This window comes from uncultured Rothia sp. (assembly GCF_916715725.1).
GTDB lineage: Bacteria > Actinomycetota > Actinomycetes > Actinomycetales > Micrococcaceae > Rothia.
The window spans coordinates 1-23127 of sequence record NZ_CAKAPD010000004.1 but is presented as its reverse complement, the minus strand read 5'-3'; the positions used below and the strand labels follow the sequence as shown (position 1 = coordinate 23127).

General features: G+C 61.2%; 17 protein-coding genes and 2 tRNA genes. 18 read left to right on the top strand and 1 reads right to left on the bottom strand.

What is annotated here, in order from left to right; translation table 11 throughout:
- Positions 1-33 precede the first annotated feature (33 nt).
- The 8 genes from dusB to QZ822_RS03665 all read left to right on the top strand — a co-directional run bounded on the left by dusB (position 34) and on the right by QZ822_RS03665 (position 10231).
- Complete coding sequence (dusB, locus tag QZ822_RS03700; protein ID WP_294642693.1) at positions 34-1200, top strand: tRNA dihydrouridine synthase DusB; 1167 nt, start codon at positions 34-36, stop codon at positions 1198-1200.
- Positions 1201-1337: 137 nt separating this feature from the next.
- Positions 1338-3434, top strand: coding sequence for a DNA primase (dnaG, locus tag QZ822_RS03695; protein ID WP_294642691.1), 2097 nt, complete (start codon positions 1338-1340; stop codon positions 3432-3434).
- 216 nt (positions 3435-3650) lie between these two features.
- Positions 3651-3723: transfer RNA gene (locus QZ822_RS03690), tRNA-Asn, on the top strand.
- Between the two features lie 423 nt (positions 3724-4146).
- Positions 4147-5019: a phage holin family protein gene (locus tag QZ822_RS03685; protein WP_294642690.1), complete on the top strand. Its 873-nt coding sequence runs from the start codon at positions 4147-4149 to the stop codon at positions 5017-5019.
- A gap of 295 nt (positions 5020-5314) precedes the next feature.
- On the top strand, positions 5315-6520 hold the full coding sequence (locus tag QZ822_RS03680) for a glycosyltransferase (RefSeq protein WP_294642688.1): 1206 nt from the start codon (positions 5315-5317) through the stop codon (positions 6518-6520).
- 109 nt (positions 6521-6629) lie between these two features.
- A tRNA-Ile gene (locus QZ822_RS03675) sits at positions 6630-6703 on the top strand.
- Positions 6704-6963: 260 nt separating this feature from the next.
- Complete coding sequence (locus tag QZ822_RS03670) at positions 6964-7986, top strand: hypothetical protein (protein WP_294642686.1); 1023 nt, start codon at positions 6964-6966, stop codon at positions 7984-7986.
- A 10-nt stretch (positions 7987-7996) separates the two neighbouring features.
- A complete protein-coding gene (locus tag QZ822_RS03665; RefSeq protein ID WP_294642684.1) occupies positions 7997-10231 on the top strand; it encodes a flagellar motor protein in 2235 nt (744 codons plus the stop codon).
- Between the two features lie 126 nt (positions 10232-10357).
- Here the strand turns inward: QZ822_RS03665 and QZ822_RS03660 are convergent, their stop codons facing one another.
- Entirely contained in the window at positions 10358-11005 is a 648-nt protein-coding gene (locus QZ822_RS03660; RefSeq protein ID WP_294642683.1) for a M23 family metallopeptidase, read from the bottom strand.
- A 445-nt stretch (positions 11006-11450) separates the two neighbouring features.
- Between QZ822_RS03660 and rpsB the strand changes: the two genes are divergently transcribed.
- From rpsB to QZ822_RS03610, 10 genes are all read left to right on the top strand, one after another.
- Positions 11451-12248 (top strand): 30S ribosomal protein S2, encoded by a 798-nt coding sequence (gene rpsB, locus QZ822_RS03655; protein ID WP_005508818.1) that lies wholly within the window; start codon positions 11451-11453, stop codon positions 12246-12248.
- Between the two features lie 155 nt (positions 12249-12403).
- A complete protein-coding gene (gene tsf, locus QZ822_RS03650; RefSeq protein ID WP_005507065.1) occupies positions 12404-13234 on the top strand; it encodes a translation elongation factor Ts in 831 nt (276 codons plus the stop codon).
- 195 nt (positions 13235-13429) lie between these two features.
- Entirely contained in the window at positions 13430-14173 is a 744-nt protein-coding gene (gene pyrH / locus QZ822_RS03645) for a UMP kinase (protein ID WP_070684859.1), read from the top strand.
- A gap of 296 nt (positions 14174-14469) precedes the next feature.
- The gene (gene frr, locus QZ822_RS03640) at positions 14470-15027 is read left to right on the top strand and encodes a ribosome recycling factor (RefSeq protein WP_005508814.1); all 558 of its coding nucleotides are present in this window, start codon (positions 14470-14472) and stop codon (positions 15025-15027) included.
- A gap of 88 nt (positions 15028-15115) precedes the next feature.
- Positions 15116-15943: a phosphatidate cytidylyltransferase gene (locus QZ822_RS03635; protein ID WP_294642678.1), complete on the top strand. Its 828-nt coding sequence runs from the start codon at positions 15116-15118 to the stop codon at positions 15941-15943.
- A gap of 204 nt (positions 15944-16147) precedes the next feature.
- Entirely contained in the window at positions 16148-16735 is a 588-nt protein-coding gene (locus tag QZ822_RS03630; protein WP_005507072.1) for a hypothetical protein, read from the top strand.
- Between the two features lie 126 nt (positions 16736-16861).
- The gene (gene dxr, locus QZ822_RS03625; RefSeq protein ID WP_294642675.1) at positions 16862-18187 is read left to right on the top strand and encodes a 1-deoxy-D-xylulose-5-phosphate reductoisomerase; all 1326 of its coding nucleotides are present in this window, start codon (positions 16862-16864) and stop codon (positions 18185-18187) included.
- A gap of 490 nt (positions 18188-18677) precedes the next feature.
- The gene (locus tag QZ822_RS03620; protein ID WP_294642673.1) at positions 18678-19532 is read left to right on the top strand and encodes a chromosome partitioning protein ParA; all 855 of its coding nucleotides are present in this window, start codon (positions 18678-18680) and stop codon (positions 19530-19532) included.
- A gap of 211 nt (positions 19533-19743) precedes the next feature.
- A complete protein-coding gene (locus tag QZ822_RS03615) occupies positions 19744-20934 on the top strand; it encodes a secretion protein HlyD (protein ID WP_294642671.1) in 1191 nt (396 codons plus the stop codon).
- Positions 20935-20943: 9 nt separating this feature from the next.
- The gene (locus QZ822_RS03610) at positions 20944-22992 is read left to right on the top strand and encodes an ATP-binding cassette domain-containing protein (protein ID WP_294642669.1); all 2049 of its coding nucleotides are present in this window, start codon (positions 20944-20946) and stop codon (positions 22990-22992) included.
- Positions 22993-23127: the final 135 nt, after the last annotated feature.

Below are 23127 nucleotides of genomic sequence, written 5' to 3'. Positions count from 1 at the left end.
TCTCGATTTGCCCCCGTATGCCACAATATAGGGGTGAATTCTGAAGTACCCCGTCTTACCCTTCCGCCCCTGAAACTGGGCAAACTGACCGTTGACACTCCCGTGGTTCTCGCCCCGATGGCCGGCGTGACCAATAAGGCTTTCCGCCGCCTCTGCAGTGAATATGGCGGCGGCCTGTACGTTACCGAAATGGTGACTGCGCGCGCCCTGGTGGAGCGTAAGCCCGAGTCCATGCGCATTATTGAGCATGACCCGGACGAGAAGATTCGCTCCATCCAGATTTACGGTGTGGACGCGGTCAACGTCGGTAAGGCTGTGCGCATGGTCGTTGAAGAGGACCGTGCCGACCACATTGACTTGAACTTTGGCTGCCCGGCTCCTAAGGTGACTCGCCGCGGTGGCGGTGCCGCCCTGCCCTGGAAGACTGACCTGTTCACGGCGATTGTGCAGACCGCGGTGAAGGAGGCGTCCCGCAACGATATTCCGCTGACCGTTAAGATGCGTAAGGGCATCGACGATGAGCACATTACGTTCTTGGAGTCCGCCAAGATTGCTCGTGATGCCGGTGTTGCGGCGATTGCTCTGCACGGTCGTACTGCGGCTCAGCATTATTCGGGTAAGGCTGACTGGGATTCTATTGCGCAGCTGCGTGAGCTGATTCCGGATGTGCCGATTCTGGGTAATGGCGATATTTTCTCCGCTGAGGATGCGGTGCGCATGGTTGAGCAGACCGGCGTGGATGGCGTGGTGATTGGTCGCGGCTGCCAGGGTCGCCCGTGGTTGTTTGGTGACCTGCAGAATGCGTTTGAGGGTTCGGCGGAGCGTATCCGCCCGACCCTGACTGAGGTGTCGGACATGATTTACCGCCACGCAGAACTGCTGGTGGAAACCTTCGGCGATGAGACCCGAGGCCTGCGCGAGATCCGCAAGCACGTGGCGTGGTACTTCAAGGGCTACCCGGTTGGCGGCGAGTTGCGCGCGAAGATGGCCCAGGTGCCCGACCTGGCGACGTTCCGTGAGCTGATTGCTCAGCTGGACCACTCGATTGGCTACCCGGGTGCCGCCGTTGAGGGTTCGCGCGGTCGCGCCGGCAGCCCCAAGCAGCCGCACCTGCCCGATGGCTGGCTGGATTCGCGCATCCTCGGCGATGCTGAGCGTCTGGGTCTGGTGGAGGCTGAACTGGATATTTCCGGCGGCTAAACACCGTCACTTGTGTGCCGCGGCGTGCTGTTTGCGCGTCGCGGCGCATCCTTTTTGCGAGCCTGTTCGCGCGCTATTTCCCGCTCCTGCACCGCCTGTAGGCGCTACCTGTTGACCCCCACCGTAGAATTGAGTTTATGGCTGGATTAATCCGCAAAGAAGACATTGACGAAGTCCGCGCCCGTACCGATATCCGCGAAATCATTGAAGGCTATGTGAGCCTCAAAAGCGCCGGTATAGGCACCTTCAAGGGTCTGTGCCCGTTCCATGACGAGCGCACGCCCTCCTTCAATGTGCGCCCGCAGGTTGGCTCGTACCACTGCTTCGGCTGCGGTGAATCCGGTGACGTGTACTCCTTCGTCATGGCGATGGAGCACACCAGTTTCGTTGAGACGGTGGAGCGTCTTGCCGCCCGCATCGGCTACACCCTGCACTATGAGGGCGGTAAGCCCGGCGACCGCTACGAGGCGGGTATGCGCCGCCGCCTGCTCGACGCGCACAAGATTGCCGCCGAGTTCTTCGAACGCAACCTCTACAGCGCTGATGCGCAGGAGGCGCAGCGCTTCCTCGGTGCCCGCGGCTTCGACCCCGCCGCAACCCGCAAGTTCGGTGTCGGCTACGCACCCCGCGGCTGGGACCACCTGCTCAAGCACCTTCGCTCCCAGGGCTTCACCGACGAGGAACTGAAGGCGACCGGCATGTTCTCCGAGGGCAACCGCGGCCTGTACGACCGCTTCCGCGGTCGCATCATCTGGCCGATTCGCACCATCGCCGGTGAGACTATCGGCTTCGGTGCCCGCCGCCTCTTCGATGACGACCAGGGCCCCAAGTACCTGAACACCCCCGAGACGCAGCTGTACAAAAAATCCCAGGTGCTCTACGGCATTGACCTGGCAAAACGCGATATGACCAAGACCAAGCAGGTCGTCATCGTGGAAGGTTACACGGACGTCATGGCGGCACACCTTGCTGGCATCACCACCGCCGTAGCCACCTGCGGCACTGCGTTCGGTCCCGGCCACATCAAGATGGTGCGCCGCATGATTACCGACGACGGCTCCGGCGGCGAAATCATCTTCACCTTCGACGGTGACGCCGCAGGTCAGAAAGCCGCCATGGCTGCCTTCCAGGAGGATCAGCGCTTCGTCGCGCAGACCTTCGTGGCGGTTGCCGAGAACGGCATGGATCCCTGCGACCTGCGCCTGCACAAGGGGGACGCCGCGGTGCGCTCGCTGATTGCTTCGCGCCGCCCGCTGTTCGAGTTCGCGATTGATTCGACCCTCGCCAAGTATGATTTGGCGACCCTTGAAGGCCGCGTGCTGGCGATGCGCGCCATCGCCCCGATTATCGCCGGAATCAAGGACCGTGACCTGCGCCCCGCCTACATGCGTAAGGTATCCGGTCAGCTCGGCCTGGAGCTCGATGAGATTCAGCGTGCCGTGGCGTACGCGCAGAACCACCCGAAGCTTTCACGCACCCAGCAGGCGGAGGCCGCCGCCGCGCCGCGTTACGAGCGTCTGAATGAAGGGCCGCAGGGTGCGCCTGGTTATGCGGGTGCGCCGGGTTATGCGGGTACCCAGGGTGCAGTTCATGCTGACGCGCCCTACGACCCCGCCTACGATGCACCGCCTCCCGAGGATTACACCGCACCCAGCGCCTACGCTGGGCAGAACGCTGCCGCGCACCCACCGAGCAGTATTCAGCCCGCCGCACCCCAGCCGCAGCCGGAGGCGCCCGCCGTCGAGGAGTTCCTCACCCCCGACCCGCGCGACCCGGTCGCCCGCCTCGAAAAGGCGGCGCTCGAGATTGCCCTGCAGCACCCCGAGCTCATCAGCGTGGAGCAGTGGCGCAACCTCGCCACCGTGCAGTTCCGCTACCGCACCCACCGCGAGGTGGCCGCAGGCATTATTCATGCCGCAACCGTCATGGCACCCACTCCCGGCATCGAATGGATCAACTGTGTGCGCTCCGGCGCGGTAGAAGGCGTGCACCCCGCCATCGCGGAGCTTGCCGTCTCACCACTACCGGTCAGTAGCGCCGAGCGTCTGCCCGGTTTCGTCACCGGCGCACTCAACGCCCTGTTCGAACAGCAAATCGCCCGCCAAAAATCCGACCTAATGATGCGCCTAGAGCAGCTCAGCGCCAACCCGGACGACGAAGAATTCGAAGCGGTACAGCGCCAACTCCTCGAACTGGAAATGCGCCGCCGCCAGCTCGCCGCACAGCGCGGCTAGCCCAGGCTCTTGAGGACGCACCCCCGGCTACCAGCAGAACCTTCATGTTCCGCAGGTGGCCGGGGGAGTAGCGCGGGTTAACCGGAACCCAAACCCCAATCTAGCCGCACAACCCAAAAAGTGATACACTTCACGGCATTTCAAGTTGCGGAGCCCAAACAGCCCCGGTATAGTTATTACTCGTTGCAAGGGAAACCGGCAACGAAAACAAAATAATCCCCCGTAGCTCAATTGGCAGAGCATTCGACTGTTAATCGAAGGGTTACTGGTTCGAGTCCAGTCGGGGGAGCAAATACTGAAAGCCTCAGAACGAAGTTCTGAGGCTTTTCCATTTTCCAGACGGGACTCGAACCAGTAACCCCTCGGGCTTACGCCCTCGGCGAGGCAAAGATGCCCCGCCATGCAGAATTATGAAGCCTTGCGCTCAAGAAAAGTTCACCCCACCCGCGCACCCTACGCGCCCATCCAAAGCACAGCGGGGGAACGCCTCCCCAACCATCTTTCGCACCTACTCCAGAGCAAATCCACAGGCGCAACCAAGCTCAGAATGCTACGCCCGCAGCTCAATACAGACCTCAGAAAGTCGAAAATACCTGAAGAGATAGCGCAAACCCCCGTTCAAACGGTCACGCAGGGGTACCATAAGGGGCTAAACTATAGGAGGTGGAGTGCGAAAAAGAAGCCTCCAAAAACACGTCACGGAGAGGTGGTCATGACCACTACTACTAATCCCAAGGCACCCAAGGGTTTCTTTGCTGGCATCAGCGGGATTAAGTCCGGCGTCGCGAACATCATCGACGCTGGCAAAACCTTCAAGACCCTCGGACCCAGCCAGGTCAAGGACGAAATCCAGATTGCAAAGCACGAGCTGAAGACCAAGGGCATCGCCGTTGGTAAGGGCGCAGCCTTTTTTGGCGTCGCAGCAGTCTTCGGTCTGTTCCTGATTATTGCGCTGGTCGCCGCAGCAATCCTCGGCCTCGGCACCGTCATGCCCTACTGGGCATCCGCGCTGATCTTCGCCCTCATCTTCCTCATCGTCCTCGCTATCTGCGCACTGGTCGGTCTGAAGAAGGTCAAGGCTCAGCTGCCGTTCAAGCCCGAATCCGCAATCTTCGGTCTGCTCTTCGACCTCGGCGTACTCAAGGAAGGTACCGCCATGTCCGCTGAGCGCCTGAAGAAGGAACAGGCAGAGCGTGCCGAGCAGAAGGCTAAGGAAGCCGAAGAAGCAGCAGAACGCGCCCGTAAGGAAGCTGAAGAGCGCAAGGCACGCGGCGAGGAAGAGCCCAAGCCTCCGACCTTCGAAGAGCTCAAGCAGCGCACCGCAGAACGTCGCCAGCACCTGGCAGCCCTGCGCGACGACCTGCAGTCCTACACCGGCGACGTTCAGTCCAACACCCAGCAGGCCCTGGATGCACTCAAGGCAGTGCCCTCCGAGGTTGCTGCAGGTGCAGCAGCTACCGGCCGCGGCCTGGCAGAGAACGTGCGCAAGCCCGAGGTTCTGCAGGCACGCTGGAAGTCCTTCGCCGCACTGGGTGCATCCATTGCAACCGTCCTGCACTTCCTGAACCGCCTGGTACGCCGCTAAAACCGGCACAAGGGTTTAACGCCAAGCGTCCAAACGCCCCGATATTCGTATCGGGGCGTTTGTGCGTCTACGGGCAGGTTCCGGGCGTCTGTCTCAGCGGTTGGTTTAGAGGTAACTCCCAGCCAAAGCCGCCCGCCACAAGTCGGAGAAGGACGCAGCTCACAGGTAGAATAGACAAGTGCTGTACGTACTGGACCCACCCGGTGCACGCGGCAGACAGAGGTAGAAGCGGCGCACCGTCGCACCCGAAACCCCAAAGTCACCGACACACTACACCCCGATGAGGAGCCCCGTCATGGAACAGGCAAAGACGATTCTGATTGGCGCAGAAACCTACCCGCCGGACATCAACGGTGCAGCACAGTTCGGTCACCGCCTGGCCACTTCCATGCTCAAGCGCGGCCACTCCGTACACGTAGTCGCTGCCAGCCCCATCCCCGGCCCCAGCTACCGCACCGAGGTAGAGGGCGGCATCGTGGAGCATCGCCTGCGTTCGCATCTGCCCCCGACCCACGAGACGAACCGCATCTGCCTGCCCTGGGAGATTTGGTCCGAGGTTGGCGCGATTCTCGACGAGGTGCGCCCGGACGTGGTGCACGTGCAGTGCCACTACATTATTGGTCGCGCCCTCATCTTCCAGGCGAAGCGTCGCGGTATCCGCGTCATTGCGACTAACCACTTCATGCCCGCGAACCTGGATCCGTTCCTGCCCTTCCCCTCTCCCGTGAAGCGCGTGATTGAGAAGGTGACCTGGAAGGATATGCGTTTCTGCTTCTCCAAGACCGCGGTCGTCACCACCCCCACCCAGATCGGTGCGGATGCGATGCGCGACCTGGGTCATTTTGACCGCCCGGTCATGCCGGTTTCTAACGGTATTGAGATCAGTGACTACGAGCTGGCTGAGGGCGCCGACGCCGGTAAGGTCCCCGGTGAGTTGCGTATTGCATTCGTGGGTCGCCTTGCCGAAGAGAAGAACGTGGACGTGCTCATTGAGGCGCTGTCCCTGCTGCCGGATACCCTCGAGCACGTGGTGCTGGATATCGCCGGTGGCGGTGAGCTGCGTGAAGCACTCGAGCAGAAGGCGCACGATTGTGGCGTTGCTGATCGCGTGATTTTCCGTGGCTTCGTTCCGGATGAGCATCTGCCCGAGGTGTACCAGATGGCTGACGTGTTCTGCCAGCCCGGTACCGCCGAGCTGCAGTCCCTGGTTTCCCTGGAGGCGATGAGCGCCTCCACCCCCGTGGTGCTCGCGAACGCACTGGCTTTGCCGCACCTGGTGGAGGATGGCGTGAACGGTTACCTCTTCGAACCCAATAACGCTCAGGATTTGGCGAAGAAGCTGGAGGCGGTGCTCTCCCTGCCCGCCGCTGAGCGTGAGCAGATGGGCCGTGAGTCCCGCCGCATCGTGGGCTTCCACAGTGCTGAGAACACCTGGCGTACCTTCGAGGAACTGTACGTGAGCGACGCTCCGTACCAGCGTTACCTGGATTCGCGCCGCTAAGTTTCTTTAGGTGCTGAGTGGTTGATTGAGCGTTTTTCGTTCTCAGTCGCCGTTCAGGTACTCTAGAGGATGGTGCTGGCGCCCATTGCGCGCCGTCGCTGCACCGGATGGGGAGTTAGCTCAGCCGGTTAGAGCAGGGGACTCATAATCCCTTGGTCGCGGGTTCGAGCCCCGCACTCCCTACGGCCCCGCCCGTCGACTTCACCCACTTGTCGGCGGGCGGGGCTTTTTCGCGCTCTCTTTTCGTGCTCTCGGAAGCGGTTATTTTCGTGCGTGGAATGCATCAATGGTGATGAAAATGAGTAAATGACGAACGAAGACGCATCATACCGTTCAATACGGTAGGGTTGAAGAGTCTTGTCACGAAAGACAGTGTGATGCCGCCGGTAGATGCCGATTCAGCCGGTAGGTGTTGCTTCCACACACCATACGAGAGGATCTCAATGTCGGAGAACACTCCCAACAACCCGTCGCAGGGTGCAGCCGGAGGCTACGGCTACGACGCCGGCGCGCGTCCCGCGCAGGATGCTTCGCTTCCGGGCCAGGCTGCTCAGCCGGGTAATGCAGCTCAGGCTGCTCAGCCGAGCCAGCCGGGTAATGCTGCTCAGCCTGCCGCAACGGTAGCACCTCAGCAGGCGCCTCAGCCCGCTCAGGTAAACGCTAATGCGCAGTCGAATGCTGAGGCTCAGGCAGCCCCCGCGCAGCCCGGTACTGCTCAGCCCGGTGCTGCGCAGCCGGGTCAGCCCGGCCAGGCAACCTATGCGCCGAGCGCACCGCATCCGGCGGTGAAGGCACTGGGTGCTACCTGGAACGCGTTCTTGGACGTTTTCTCCAGCAACCCGGCGACCGCGCACGCTCGCATCTCTTCCGCAGGTGCGTGGGGTTGGATTGTTCCCACGACTCTGCAGGCGCTGGTGGGCGCGTTCTTCTTCAGCCAGCTGGTAATTCTGGCGGCGGTTGTCATGATGTCCATGTTGGGCTACATGTTTGGTGGCCGAAGTGGTGCCGCCTACGGTGGTGCCTACGCCGCACAGGCTGTGCCGACCGGACGCATGATTCTGGCGTACGTGCTGATGGCTCTCGCCATCTTCGGCGTGCAGGTTCTGCGCGGTGTGCAGCTGCAGCTGACCGCGCGCATTGGCAAGGCGCCGGCGTCCTTCACCGCGAGTATGCATGCTGTGTCGGTGTCTTCTCTGGTGCTGATTCCTTCGTTCCTGCTGCTGAACCTGCTCGTGTTCTTCTTGCGCCTCACCCGTAGCGGTGACGGCGCGTTCTTCCTGACCATGCTCATGGTTCTGGTGCTTGCTTTTGCGGTGTTCTCGGGTGAGGCTCTGACCTACCTGGGCCTGAACCGTCTGGGCCGCTTCGCGAAGTCCCCGATTATCATGCACGCGGCGCTGAGCACCGCATGGGTTCTGGCATCCATGGTTGTTTACTACGTGGCTATTCGCCTGATGGGAGCCTAGAATGCACGCGATGACTCATACCCCGGCTGCACCGGCTCGTCAGCGCTGGATGTTCCTGGCGGTTCTGCTGACCATTGCAGCGCTGATTCTGAGTGCCTGCAGCGCGAAGATTGAGACCCAGCTGGGTCTTGAGAGCGCCGAGAAGGGTACTCGTACGATTCTGGTTTCCTTCAACATGAAGGATAACCAGGACAAGGTTAAGGGCGGCACCCAGGCGCTGGATGCGTCCGTTCGTAAGCACCTGCCCGAGGGCATGGAGTACGAAGGTATTCAGTCTGAGGGCGAGAAGGCTCGTGCGACCTTCAAGGTCTCCTTCTCCTCCGTGGACGAATACCACTCCAAGGTGACCTCTCTGCTGAAGGCTTCGGGCTCCGACATCAAGCCGCAGATTAGCATCATCAACTCTGACCAGGGCCTGGTGCAGGGTATCCAGGTGAAGGAAAACTTCAGCTCTGGCGACCTGCTGGGCTGGCTTCCGGAAGCGCTGGTCGTGGATGGTGTGGTGTCTGCTTCTAATAAGAACAGCGTCCTCAGCAGCAGCGATGAAACCACTGTGAAGTTTGGCGAGAAGGAAGTGAAGAACTCCGGTGGTTCTAAGATTTCTGCGAAGGATGTTCAGGACCGCGGTTTCCGTAACGTCATTCTTGACGTGAAGGAGAAGGACGGCGGTTACTCCGTGATGGTTTCCTTCGTCGCGAAGGAAATCATGAACACCGAGACCGCCTCGGCGGTCGACGCCTACCTGAACCAGGTCAAGCCTGAGGGCTCCGAGCTGAAGAAGGGTCTGGAGTCCTCGCAGGCGAAGGCATACGCTCCTTCCGCATCGACCGCCAGTGCGAAGGAAGAAGTGGGTCGTACCCTGACCTTTAGCGCTTCTTCGATTGAGGACCTGGGCAGCGGTCTCAAGAAGCTGTTTGGCGCAAGCAGCACCGATTTCTCCGCCAGCCGTGAGGTAGTGGCGAAGGACAACAACTTCACCGTTCAGAAGAAGATTTCGGGTCTGCTGGACTGCTCCCTGCTGTGCTCCCCGAACGGTGATGGCCTGACCCTGACCATCGTGGACAGCAACGATAAGTCCTACATGGTTGACCCCGAGGGTCGCGCTAGCTCCTCCCGTTCTGGCGGTAGCAACACTCTCATCGCGGTTGACCGTGTTTCTTCGCGCCAGATCGAGATGAAGAGCATGAAGGTCGCTACCTCCCTGGGCCTGGACGGTTCCATGGAAGCGCGTTTCCTCTACGCATTCCCGACCGAGGATGTTGCGGGCGCTGAGCAGAAGCTCAAGGACGTTTTCGCGGGCGGCGGCGATGACGAGACCGAGGTGCGCCAGGACAGCGACTCCACCATCGTGAGCGTCAAGGTTCGCGGTAAGGACGAAGCAGAGTTCAACCAGCGTCTGAACGCATACCTGCCCGACTCGAAGATTACCGTGACCCGCCCCGGTGGCTACCACCCCTTCGGCTCCGACTACACGGTGACCCCTGAAATCAAGCTCTCTTCGAAGCTGGGTAACTACTACTCGGCTCCCTTCGAGTTCACCTTCAAGGCTCCGACCTTCTCCTCGCTGGACCAGCAGAAGGTAGATGCCGCGAACAGCCTCGCGAAGAACTCTCAGCACGTGCAGCTCACCGTCAACGGTGGCGAGCTGAGCGTCAAGACTGACCGTGGTGTCAGTAGCACCTCCGGTCTGACTGTTCCGGTGTCAGGTCTGAGCATGACTGACGTAATCGTGGACGCGGTTATTGTGGGTCTGCTACTGCTCATCCTGATTCTGCTCTTCCTGTTCCGCAAGAAGATTGCGGCGGCTCGTGCGAAGGGCCGTGAGCGTCGTGCCGCTTCGGCTGCTGCACTGGGTGCGGCGGCTGGTGTTGCGACCGGTTACGGTGCAACCCAGGCTGACGCACAGGGTGGTTACGCAGCTCAGAATGGTTACCCGGCACAGGGTGGTTACGCTGCTCAGCCCGGTTACCAGGCACAGGGCGGCTACCCGGCGCAGAACACCGCCTACGCTGCGGGTGACGATTCGCCGACTCAGGTATTCACCCCGCAGCACGGCCTGAACTACGGTGAGAATGAACCGACCAAGGCAATGCCTGCGTACGATGCGCAGGCCGCGCAGACCGCACAGCCTGCACAGCCGGTTCAGCCTACTCAGCCCGGTCAGCAGGTTCAGCCCGGTCAGACTGCTCAGCAGCCTGTACAGCCGAACCAATTCGGTGCTGATGACGGTGACGTCCTCCAGTAAGTAGCTGCCTCTAGCACCTACGATAGTGAGCACAACCTAGACTGGCTCCTGTGGCCCGTTGCCTCCTTTTGGGGAGGTGACGGGCCACAGCCGTACCCAATGACTGCCAGCGCGAGTACTCGCCACCTAATATCCACCCGGCACGGGTAGCAGAATGCTTGGTTCCTTCGAGCCCAGCAGGCTCATGGGGTTGATGTACTCGGCTTCCTTGCCGCTGCCGTCCCCGCGGGCGCCTCCCTGGCGTACGCCCCAGTACAGGCACGGAGTGGAGCACCGCCGGTAGGGGCGCTCGCTGTTGCCGCCTGCCGTGACTGCGACGGTGCCGATGACCTCACCGGCTGCAACGGTGGTGCCGGCCGGGAGTGCCTCGTCCATGGGTTCGAAGGTGCTGCGCCGCCCATCCGGATGCGCAATGACCAGCACTTTGCGGTTGACGACCGTGCCGCTGAACACCACTTTGCCGGGTGCCGGTGCGTAGACGCGCCGGTCGTGTTCGGGCACGGCGAGGTCTACGCCGCGATGCCCGGCACTCCAGCGTTGGGCGGGCTTCTCAAAGGGATGGATTACCCGCGGTCTGGAGGTGGCGGTGGGGGAGCGGTAGCGTAGTCGGCTCGCGGTGAGCTCAACGGTAGTGGGAACCTCCGCATTTGAGGCGGCACCGTCTGCAAAACCAGCCCCGCCCGTCAAGCCATCTCCACCCGCGCACACGAGCGCACCCAGCAGGCAGCAGGCCGTCAGCGTTGCGTGCCGTAGCGTTGTCGCTAATGTCTTCATGTTCTGCTTCATCTTCTGAGCACATCACGAATTGCCTCGCCCCGCAGCGCCTCACGAAAAATTGTGGATAACCCCGCCGTTTTCGCCTTAAAATCCTTTATCCACAGTGCCCCTGCACACACCCGCCGCGCCTACACAGGTTTTAACCCCAATCCGGCGGATTAATCGCGGAATATACGGTACAATGTCGTATTGCAGTGTGCCTGCGCGGGTATTCTCCCTCTTCGAGGGGGCCGCACAGTACCACTGACGACGCGCGGCGTGAGCGGCATCCCCAGATGGGGAGCCGATAAGGGACCTTCGGTCCACCCACACGGGGTGGTTAGGGCCTGAGCTGAACGGGCAACCGTGAACGCTAACCGCCGCCAGGAAAAACTGATAACTACTATGCGCGCGTTGGGCTAGCCCGAATGGGAGGTCCGCGCGGCACCACAAAGGAGACGACATGCCCGTCGTAACTATGCGTGAAATGCTGGACTCCGGCGTTCACTTCGGTCACCAGACCCGCCGTTGGAACCCCAAGATGAAGCGTTTCATCCTGACCGAGCGCAACGGCATCTACATCATCGACCTGCAGCAGTCCCTCGCCTTCATCGACAAGGCATACGAGGCTGTTAAGTCGACCGTCGCACACGGTGGCAACATCCTGTTCGTGGGTACCAAGAAGCAGGCTCAGGAAGTTATCGCTGAGCAGGCAACCCGCGTGAACATGCCCTACGTGAACCACCGCTGGCTCGGTGGTATGCTGACCAACTTCAGCACCATCTCCAAGAGCATTGAGCGCATGAAGGAACTCGAGCAGATTGACTTCGACGATGTAGCAGGTTCTCGCTACACCAAGAAGGAACTGCTCCTCATGCGTCGCGAGTTCGAGAAGCTCGAGAAGACCCTCGGCGGTATCCGCAACCTGTCCAAGGTTCCCTCCCTCCTGTGGGTTGTTGACACCAAGAAGGAGCACCTGGCAGTTAACGAGGCTCAGAAGCTGGGCATCCCCGTTGTTGCTATCCTCGACACCAACTGCGACCCCGACGAGGTTGCTTTCCCGATCCCCGGTAACGACGATGCTATCCGCTCCGTCAACCTGCTCACCCGCGTGATTGCTGACGCAGTGGCAGCCGGCCTGATCGAGCGCAACGCTAAGAAGAACGGCAAGGCTGAAGCAGCTGAGGAGCCCATGGCAGCTTGGGAGCGCGAGCTCCTGGAGCAGCACGAGGCTGCACAGGCTGAAGAGGCAGCTAAGTAAGCTTTCTTAGCCCACTATAAGCTTTATGCTTTGTGGTCCCCGCCCGCGGGGACCACGTTCGGACGGCGCCCGCCCTGACCTGGGCGCGGCGCCGTCCGCCATATGTACCACCGGGATGTCATCCCGATTTATTACAGCAACACAAGGAGTTCACAATGGCGAACTACACCGCAGCAGACATCAAGGCACTGCGCGAGAAGACCGGCGCAGGTATGCTCGACGTCAAGAAGGCTCTGGACGAGGCTAACGGCGACCAGCAGAAGGCTGCCGAGATCATCCGCGTTAAGGGTCTGAAGGGCATCACCAAGCGCGAGGGTCGCGCAACCGCTGAGGGCCTGGTGGCTGCACGCGTTGAGAACGGCGTTGGCTACATGATCGAGGTCAACTCCGAGACCGACTTCGTGGCAAAGTCCGACCCCTTCATCGCTTTCGGCCAGAACGTGCTCGAGGCTGCTATTGCTGCTGACGCTTCCACCCTGGAAGAGCTGCAGGCTGCATCCTACGAGGGCAAGACCGTTGAGGAGCTGACCACCGACGCTGGTGCACTGCTCGGCGAGAAGATCGTTGTCCGCCGCGTTGCACGCGTTGAGGGCGAGAACGTTGCAGTTTACCTGCACAAGACCTCCAAGGACCTGCCCGCACAGGTTGGCGTTCTGCTGGCTGTCTCCGGTGAGAACACCGACGAGATTGCACACGACGTTGCAGTTCACATTGCTGCAATGAGCCCCAAGTACCTGGATTCCGAGTCCATCCCCGCAGACCAGATCGAGACCGAGAAGCGCGTTGCTCGCGAGACCGCAATCGCTGAGGGCAAGCCCGAGAAGATTCTGGACAAGATCGTTGAGGGTCGCCTGAAGGGCTTCTTCAAGGAGAACACCCTGCTGGATCAGGACTTCGCAAAGGACTCCAAGAAGTCTGTTGCACAGGTTCTGTCCGAGGCTGGCGCAACCGCTACCGCATTCGCACGTTTCCGCGTGGGTGCATAAGGACTCGCTGCAGTTCTACCCTCCCGTAGTGCGGGTTCCCGGTAAGGGAAATCGTATGAGGTTGGGATTATAGCCTGAAGCCGGGTAGTCACCACTGGTGGCTACCCGGCTTTGCTGTATCCTTGATAAGGACTAGGCGGCAGGAGCCCGCCCCGATCACCTATAACAACCCCTAGGTAAGCCACTGGAGGAACCATGACCGAAGCTATTTCGCACCCGATTCACCACGATGAGACCGGCCGTCGCCGCGTTTTGCTCAAGCTTTCCGGTGAGGTTTTTGGTGGCGGCGAAGTTGGCATTTCGACCGAGGTCGTGCGCAGCATCGCTAAGCAGATTGCCGCAACTGTTGGCGAGGTTGAGACCTCCATCGTGATTGGTGGCGGTAACTTCTTCCGCGGCGCTGAGCTCTCTCAGGCGGGTATGGACCGCTCCCGTGCAGACTACATGGGTATGCTCGGCACCGTGATGAACTCCCTGGCTCTGCAGGACTTCCTGGAGCAGGAGGGGATTGACACCCGCGTTCAGTCCGCTATCACTATGCCTCAGGTTGCTGAGACGTACATTCCTCGCCGCGCGATCCGCCACATGCAGAAGGACCGCGTCGTGATCTTCGGTGCTGGTGCGGGTCTGCCCTACTTCTCCACCGACACTGTGGCTGCTCAGCGCGCCCTGGAAATCCACGCAGACGAGGTTCTGGTTGCTAAGAACGGCGTGGACGGCATCTACACTGCTGACCCGAACAAGGACCCCAACGCTGAGCGCCTGTACAACCTCACCTACGATGAGGCTATGCAGCGTAACATCCGTGTGCTGGACCAGACCGCGTTCTCCCTGTGCCGCGACAACAACGTGACCATGCGCGTGTTCGGCATGCAGGGTGACGGTAACGTGACCCGCGCAATCCTGGGCGAGAAGATGGGTACCCTCGTTACTCGCTAACACCTAAATTTTTAGGTTGGGGCATGCCTGATGCCCCCTCTGATTGTGACCGTGCTCGATAGCGCGGACTTATTCTGGACGGTACCGCGCGGGTGAGCGCTAAAACTCGCTTATGCCCGCCGGTACCGTCTAGACTTATATCAAATACGACGTTCTGCCTCTTTCCCGCCGACTTTGTGTTATTCCTAAGGTTTTTGCCTCGGATGCGCCGTGGAGCCGGTAGGGAATCATGAGGGCTGAGCGAACGCCCACCGACAATTCTGGCACCCCAGAATTCCGACAAAGGAGATCCTTTCGTGATCGAAGAAATCCTTGCCGAAGCCGGCGAGAAGATGGAAAAGACCATCGAAGCAACCAAGACTGAGTTCGCTAAGGTTCGTACCGGTCGTGTGAACCCCGCAATTTTCAGCGGCCTGACCGCCGAGTACTACGGTGCACCGACCCCGCTGCAGCAGCTGGTGTCCTTCAACGTTGAGGACGCACGTACCGTCAAGATCGTTCCCTTCGACGTGACCGCACTGGCGGCTATTGAGAAGGCTCTGCGTGACTCTGACCTGGGTGTTAACCCCAGCAACGACGGTGCAGCTATTCGCGTTGTCATGCCCGAAATGACCGCTGAGCGCCGTAAGGAATACACCAAGCTCGTCAACAGCAAGGCTGAGGAGTCCCGCGTTTCCATCCGTAACGTTCGCCGCCACGCTAAGACCGCTATCGACAAGCTCGTCAAGGACAGCGAAATCGGTGAGGACGAAGGCGCACGCGCTGAGAAGGAACTGGACGCACTGACCAAGAAGCACATCGACCAGGTCGACGCACTGTACAAGCACAAGGAAGCTGAACTGCTCGAGGTCTAAACCCCAAATGAGTGCACGCAAAGAAGCGAAAGAAGAGAGAGGCACGCCGCCTGCTCCACAGTCGAGCCCGCAGACCGCTGCAACGCCGGTGAAGTCGCGTAGCGCCAAAGCAGGTCGTAACCTGCCCGCCGCCATTGGTGTGGGTGTTGGTTTCGGCATGCTATTGGTGCTGGGCCTGATGTACCAGCCGATTTTTGTGGCGCTTGCAGCTGCCGCGGCTGGCCTGGGCGCCTGGGAGATTGGGCACGTGCTCAATACTCGCCGCGGCTACGGCATCCCGGAGTATCTGCTGGGTGGTCTGTCTGCCGCGATTGTGGCGGTGTCTTACCTGTTCGGTTTTACCGGGCTGGGCATCGCCCTGGCGGTGAGCCTGCTGGTGCTGCTGCTCTCTTCTGCTCTCGTGCGTGCTGACCGTCAGGTCTCACTGGGTAAGTCTTTGAGTGGTAGCGCCCTGGCTCTGCTGTGGGTGCCGCTGATGCTGGGTATTGCCATGGTCTACTTCCAAGCGGACCACGGCGAGCGCGGCGTCCTCATGATTCTGCTGATGGCAATCTGCAATGACACGTTCGGCTTTATTGCCGGCGTGAATTGGGGTAAGCACCCGATGGCGCCGAAGATCTCCCCGAAGAAAAGCTGGGAGGGCCTGGCTGGTTCCTTCGTCGGTTCGGCGGTGGTTGGTGCTATCGCGTTGGCGGTCATGGGTTCGCCCTGGTATTGGGCTATTCCGTTGGCGGCGGTCATGGTGGTCGCTTCGACTGCCGGTGACCTGGTCGAGTCCGTGTTCAAGCGCCGTATGGGTGTGAAGGACATGTCGAATATCCTGCCCGGTCACGGCGGCATGATGGATCGCCTAGACTCGATTCTTTTCGCTGCGGCGGCTGGCTGCCTGATTTTCCGGTTTATTATGCCGCTCTAAAGCCTGAAGCTTTTATCGCTTATGGAGGCGGGGCGTTTCTTCCCACGAGTGGGGGAGGGGCGCCCCGCCTCTGCTGTACCCGCTTTCGCTGTACCCGGTGAATAGGGGCGTAAAAGGCTATATCTAAGACACCGCCCGCCAACCTTGCACCAGGTAGCCTGCGCATTGGTATTCTTAAAGTTCAATCGTCGAGAGGAGCCCACCTTGGCAAGCACCACCCACGGAGGCGGATTTGCCCGTGCAGGAGAAACCGAACCCGGCTACAAGCGCAGTGAAGTAGACCGCCTGTTCACCCGCCTCGCCGAGGACTACGAGAAGCTCAGCGGAGCCGCCGAACTACCCGAAGACCTCTACACCTCCCGACGAATCCGCCAGGTCGTCTTCCGTGAAGAACCCGGCGGCTACCAGCTGGATGTGGTCGACCGCGCCCTCGAAAAGATTGAGGAACGCTTCGCCAAGCTTGAACGCAGCCGCTACATTGAGGCGTACGGCCTGGACAACTGGGAACGCTCCCTCGTAGAGACCGGCGAGCTGCTCGCTGGCCGCCTGGAACGCCCTGCCGGTGAGCGTTTCCGCCGCCCCAGCAAGCGCCGCCACATGGGCTATTTCGTCGGCGACGTGGACGCCATCTGCGACCGCGTGTACGCCCAGCTCAACAGCGAAGAGCCGCTGGACCCCTCCGTGGTGCGCCACGCAAAGTTCCGTCCCGCCTCGGGCACCGTCAGCTACGAGGAATCCCAGGTGGACGCTTTCCTGGACCGCTGCATTGAGCTGCTGCAGGATCTGCTCTAAAACGTGAAGTGTTGAATCCCCCGCCCCGTATGACAGGGTGGGGGATTCTTCTGCGCTGGGGTCTTCTAAGATGAGAGGCGGCGCCAGTACCCGAATCCACCCGCGAGCTCATGAGACACTAGAACCATGAAGTTTGGATCCTCAGCACGCGTCGGCGGCAACCGCGACCGCCTCACCGACGCCCTCACAGAACTCACCCGCGCACCGCAGAGCGTCACCCTCCTCGGCTCAACCGGCTCCATCGGCACCCAAGCCATGGAAGTCATCGACCACCTCGCCGCACTCAAAGGCACCAGCGCCTCCGCCGCCGACGCACCGCTGAAAGTCGTCGCCCTCTCCGCAGGCTCCCGATCCCTCGAACTGCTCGCACGCCAGGCAGTGCACGTGCGTGCTGAACTGGTCGCCACCAGCGGCACCGCCGACGACGCGCAGCGCCTCCGCGAACTCATCGAGGCGGCAGCCTCCGAAGCAGGCGTTACCGGCTACACCCCGCAGATCGCCCACGGCGCCGAAGCATCCGTACAGGCGGCAGCACACCCGGCAGACACCGTCCTCAACGGCATCACCGGCTCCATCGGCCTGGAACCGACCCTCACCGCCCTCAACAGCGGCTACCGCGTGGCACTGGCCAACAAGGAATCCCTCATCGCAGGCGGCCCGCTCGTCCGTGCCGCCGTCGACGCATCCCCCCTGAACACCCCCATGGTGCCCGTCGACTCCGAACACTCCGCCCTCGCGCAGGCGCTCGCCTCCGGAACCGACGCAGAAATCGACCGACTCATCCTCACCGCATCGGGCGGTCCCTTCCGCGGCTACAAGCGTGAACAGCTGCACGACGTGACCCCCGCGCAGGCGCTTGCACACCCCACCTGGGACATGGGCCTGGTCGTCACCACCAACTCGGCAACCATGGTCAACAAGGCACTCGAAGTGCTTGAGGCACACCACCTGTTCGGCGTGGACCTGGACCGTATTGACGTGGCGGTGCACCCGCAGTCCATCGTGCACTCCATGGTGCAGTTCGTGGACGGCTCGACCATTGCGCAGGCGTCCCCGCCGAGTATGGTTCTGCCCATCGCGCTGGGTCTGACCTGGCCGCACCGCATCCCCGGTGCCGTGCCTGCTTGTGACTGGTCGAAGGCGGCATCCTGGACTTTTGAGCCGCTGGACGAGGAAGCATTCCCCGCCGTGCGCATGATCAAGGACGCCGGCAAGGTCGGCGGCACCCACCCGGCAGTGTTCAATGCCGCCAATGAGGAAGCCGTGGCAGCATTCCATGCGGGTGCGATTCGCTTTACCGACATTGTCGATTCGGTGGCGCGCGTGCTGGAGGAGCACACCGGCAGCGCTGAGGCTGTTTCTGACGCTGATTTGACGCTGGAGGCTGTGCTGAACGCGGAGCGTTGGGCTCGCGTTCGGGCGAATGAGCTGCTGGGTATGACCGGACGCTAAATCGCTTCTGCGGTGCGGTGTTCGTCCTCACCCTGCTGGTTGGGACGGCACGCCGCATGTTTCCTCCGCGCCTACGCAGGGGCACCCGTCACCCGGACGCTCCGCCCTCTCCTCGCTCCGCATCGGAGAGCGTCCGGGCTGACACCCTGAGGGCGCATCCGGAAAACGCGGCCGCACCCGCACAGTACCCCAGCGCGGAAAGGCGGTATCGTCCGAAAGTGACATCAGGGTGCCCGAAGCGAAGCGAGGGCGGGTGCCCCTGTAGGAACGAGGACGAACACCGTCCCCCAACCGTATCCCGAAAGAAAAACACGCGGCGTGCCATCCCAGACACTGCATGAGGCGAGAGGACGAACACCGTCCCCCTTGCCTCCCCTCCCGGCGCATAGTAGGCTAGTGTTCAAAATATGTTCTCTCAAGGGCAAACAACGATGAGCCCCTGAACGAGCGGACAAAGATGCAGCTATATTTCACGAGGAAGTGCCCACCTATGCGTCGACAGAATACCCTACGAACCCTCGCCGGGGCTCTACTCCCGCTGACCCTGCTGCTTAGCTCCTGCGCGTCCGGGCAACCCAGCGCCGGTTCCTCGGCGTCCGCTAACGCTGAGAAGGCGTATAGCGCCTCCACGAGCCCCGATAGTCAAGCTATCGAAAAAGTAGAGAACCTCGCCTCACTTTCTGACAACGTTGTTCGTGCCTACCAGCGTTCCCTGAGCCAGTGCATGGCTGAACGAGGATTCCCGAACTACAAGGCTCCTGCAGGAGAAACTGAACCCCCGCTGCTACAGACCACTGGTTTCGAACCTCTCACCGTCGCGGATGCCCGCACTCGCGGATACAAAGAGCGCTGGTCTTTGGTAACTGCTGAGCTGGAAGAGCAGAGCCGCACTATGAGCGACGCTGAAATGCAGGCTCTTAACGGCACCGAAGGAAAGGGCGGTTGCCAGCAAGAAGCCACCCGCGCAGTCTTCGGCTCAGAAGAATCCCGCGCGACCATACGAAAGGTCTACATTACTGCGGTTCACTATCTTAACAACGACGCGATTACCAAAGACCTTGGGCCTGCCACCGAGAAGTGGGCACAGTGCATGAAAGAACGCTTCGGAGGCGACTACACGTCTCCGGATATGGCTCGCCTACAGTACCGCCAGAACAACCAGGACACCCACGAACTGGCGATCAACGATGCGACCTGCCGTGAAGCAACCGGGCTAGATGCAGAACAGCGAAAGATGGCTATCGCTTACCTGAGTTCCTTCCTCGAAAAGGAGCAGGGCCTCATCGAGCAGGTGACCACGATCAAGAAAACTGCTGAAGAAAACGCCCGAAAGATTCTGAGCTAATCCTCCGGACTAATCAGACCGGGCTATCCAGACCGGACTAACCAGAACAGGCGTACAGAGTAGCCACGGAGGCTGCACCTCGTCACAGCGTATTGTGCCCGGCACGTATCCCCGTGCCGGGCACAAACTAACCCCACACGGCATCGCCGCCCCTAATCCCAAACGGCACAGACAATAGCGTTCCCGTACGCGCACCCAAAGAAGGGACACCATGAGCGCCACCCCCACCCGCCAGAAGAAAACCCTCTGGCTCTACGGCATTATCGCCCTGCTCCTCATCATCACCGTGGGTACGCTCATCAGCGCCCAAAACATCAAAACCACCGCCCAAAAAGACGCGGAAGCGGCACCCCCGAGCCCCTCCACCATCACCGCCACGGTCACCCGCGAGAAACTGCGCACCACCGTGCCCCTGACCTGCACCGCGAACTACGCCACCTCAACCCCGCTACGCTACAGCGGCGAAGGACAGTACACCGCAATCACCATCAAACACGGTGACACCGTCGGCAACGGCACCCTCATCGCAGAAGTCAACGGTGAACCTCTCATCACCCTCACCGGCGGCTTCGCGCTCTACCGCGACCTCAAACTCGACGACAGCGGCCCCGACGCCGCACTCCTCAACGAGGCACTGACCGCCATGGGACGTCAGGGCCCGCAGCCCGCGCGCATTACCGAAGACACCTACGAGGCTCTCAACAACCTCCTCGACAGCCTCGGCTACGCGCACGTCAAGACTGACCAGCCTATTCCCGCCCGCTACTTCCTTATCATCAACCGTGCCGGACTCGTCACCGGCAACCCCCGCGCCACCGGCGCTATCGCAGATGGTCCCGTAGCCACCATCGCAGAAGGTAGCAAGACCCTCAGCTGCACCGGAACCACCGGCAGGCTCACCCCCGAAGCCCGTAGCGGTCAGAAGGTAACCGTGCCCTCCCTCGGTGATACTGAGTACGTCGCAACCCTCGGATACAAGAACACCACCGAAGCCGCCGGTGCCGCAGGCAACAGCCAGGCCGGTCGCCAGGCCAATGGTGCAGAAGGTGCGGCTGGCTCCAACCTCAAGGGCGCAGCCGGCGCGGCTGGAAGCACCGAAGGGGAACGTATCCTCACTCTCGACGTAGGGGATAAGGCGGACAGCCTCCGAGGCGCCGTCAACGCGGAACTCACCCTCGAAGAAACCCCCGAAGCGCACCTGGTCGTACCCTCATCGGCGCTCTACACCCGTGACGGACAGACCCGAGTCATCGTGCTCGGCCCCGAAAGCTCCAACGGATCGAAGGCACGTGAAGAACGCGAGGTAACCGTTACCGTCATCAGCAACGCCAACGGCAAGAACGCCGTCACCGGTGACCTGCACGAAGGCGACAGCGTCAAAATCATGCGCGAGAAAAAGTAGGGAGTAGCCATGACTGACTCCCGCGCCGCTCACGCGCACCCACCAGCCTATAGCGTCGATATTCAGGGAGTGTCCCAGCACTTTATGCAGGGTGACACTCGAATTGACGTGCTCAAAAATATTGACCTGAAAGTCCGCTACGGAGAAGTCGTCGCAATCCTGGGGCCGTCCGGCAGTGGCAAATCAACCCTGCTGAACATCCTCGGTCTGCTCAGCACGCCCGCCTCCGGCAGCTACCTGCTGGACGGTACAGACACCGCAACCTTCAACGCGGCACAGCGAGCTGAAGCGCGCCTAGACAACATCGGTTTCGTCTTCCAGGCGTTCCACCTCATCGAGCATAAGAACGTGTACCGCAACGTTGAGCTACCGCTCATCTACCGTGGCGTGCCCAAAGCGGAGCGAGCGCAACGGGTTGCGGATACTCTCGCCCTGCTGGGGCTGAGCCACCGAACGGATGCGCCCATCACCACTCTCTCCGGCGGCGAGAAGCAACGTGTGGCTATTGCGCGTGCGCTCATCGGGGAACCGACGTTGCTGCTCTGCGATGAGCCGACCGGCTCGTTGGATGAAGAGCTCACCCGTGAAGTGATTGATCTGCTGCGTGAATGCACGGGTAATCAGCAGAGCACGATTGTGATTACCCACGACCCGCTCGTGGCGGAGCACTGCGACCGGGTGCTGCGCATGCACGAGGGGCAGCTCATCGAGCAGGATGCACCGCGGCAGGAGGAAACGACCGCCCGTGCGTCTCTGAACCAGCCTAGCTTTACTGAGGAACAAACATCTAAGCCGCAGGGGAGCGGACGCACACCCTGGGCGCTCGCCTCCCTCAAAGAAGCGTGGGACGCTACCGTGCACCGGGTGAGGCGCAATATCTTCACCATGCTTGGTGTGGTTCTGGGTATCGCTTCGCTCGTGCTGACCGTTGGTCTGACCGCCACCATTTCTGGGCAGCTGGCGGACAGCTTCGACATTTTTAGGGCTAAGCACCTGACGATTAGCTCTACCCGAACCGAAGCCATGAGCCGGGCTGAACTCTTGAGCCTGGCGGCAAGCGAGAATTACCGGCGTGTTAGCCAGCTGAACGGAGTGACCGGTACCGCGCTGGTGGATCAGCTCTATGAATCCGCGGATATTCAGCGCGGTCCAGACAACTTTGGTGAGCGCGGTGCTAACGTGACGGCTGCCGTCCTTGCGGCAACCCCCAGCATCTTTAGCGTGCAGGGTCATGAACTGGTGTGGGGTCGCACTTTCGACGAGGGGCATGTGGAGCGGAACGATAAGGTCGTGGTGCTCAGCGAAAGCGTGATGCGCCAGCTCGGGCTACCCTATAGCCCCGGAGTTACGGTCTATATTCACGATGAGCCGTACACTGTCATCGGTGTGGTGCGGGAGAATCCCTCGCTGACTCTGTCGTACGGTTCGGTCTACCTGCCTCTGGGCGCGAAGCCTGGTGCCGATGTTGAAGAGGCGCAGCCCGCTGCCGGTGGCGGTGCCGTTGCGGCGCAGACCGGTAAGCGTTCCACTCAGATTGTGGTGAGTACTGTTGCAGGTGCCGCAAACCAGATTGCGGAGGAAGCACCGTACGCGCTCTCGCCGGAACGTCCCGCCCTGTATAGCGTGAGTGTGCCGCCGGAGCCGAAGACCCTTCGTGAGGCTGTCGACCAGCAGCAACGCACGATGCTTCTTGCCATGAGCGTTATTACCCTCGTGATTGGTGCGATGGGCATTATGAACACGTTCCTGGTTGCGGTGATGGAGCGTCGCCGTGAGGTGGGTTTGCGTCTGGCTATTGGTATGCGCCCTTCGGGTATTCTGCTGCAGTTCTCGGCGGAGGCGCTACTGACCGGCATCTTGGGCGCGGTGGCTGGTATTGTGCTGGCGGTTAACGGCATTTCGATTGTGTCTTTGCTGAACCGTTGGACGCCGATTATTAGCGCTGACACTATTCTGCTGGGCCTGGGCGCTGGCGCACTGGTTGGTGTGTTGGCTGGTCTGTACCCGGCGGCGAAGGCTTCTCGTATTGATCCGGCACAGACCCTGGCGGCCGGATAGTCTCGTTGAGAGTAGGTGCTTGCCCCCGGAATGGGGCTTGGAGGGGGCGGTGCTCGTCCTCGCCCCGCTGGTTGGGATGGCACGCCGCATGTTTCCTCCGCGCCTACGCAGGGGCACCCGTCACCCGGACGCTCC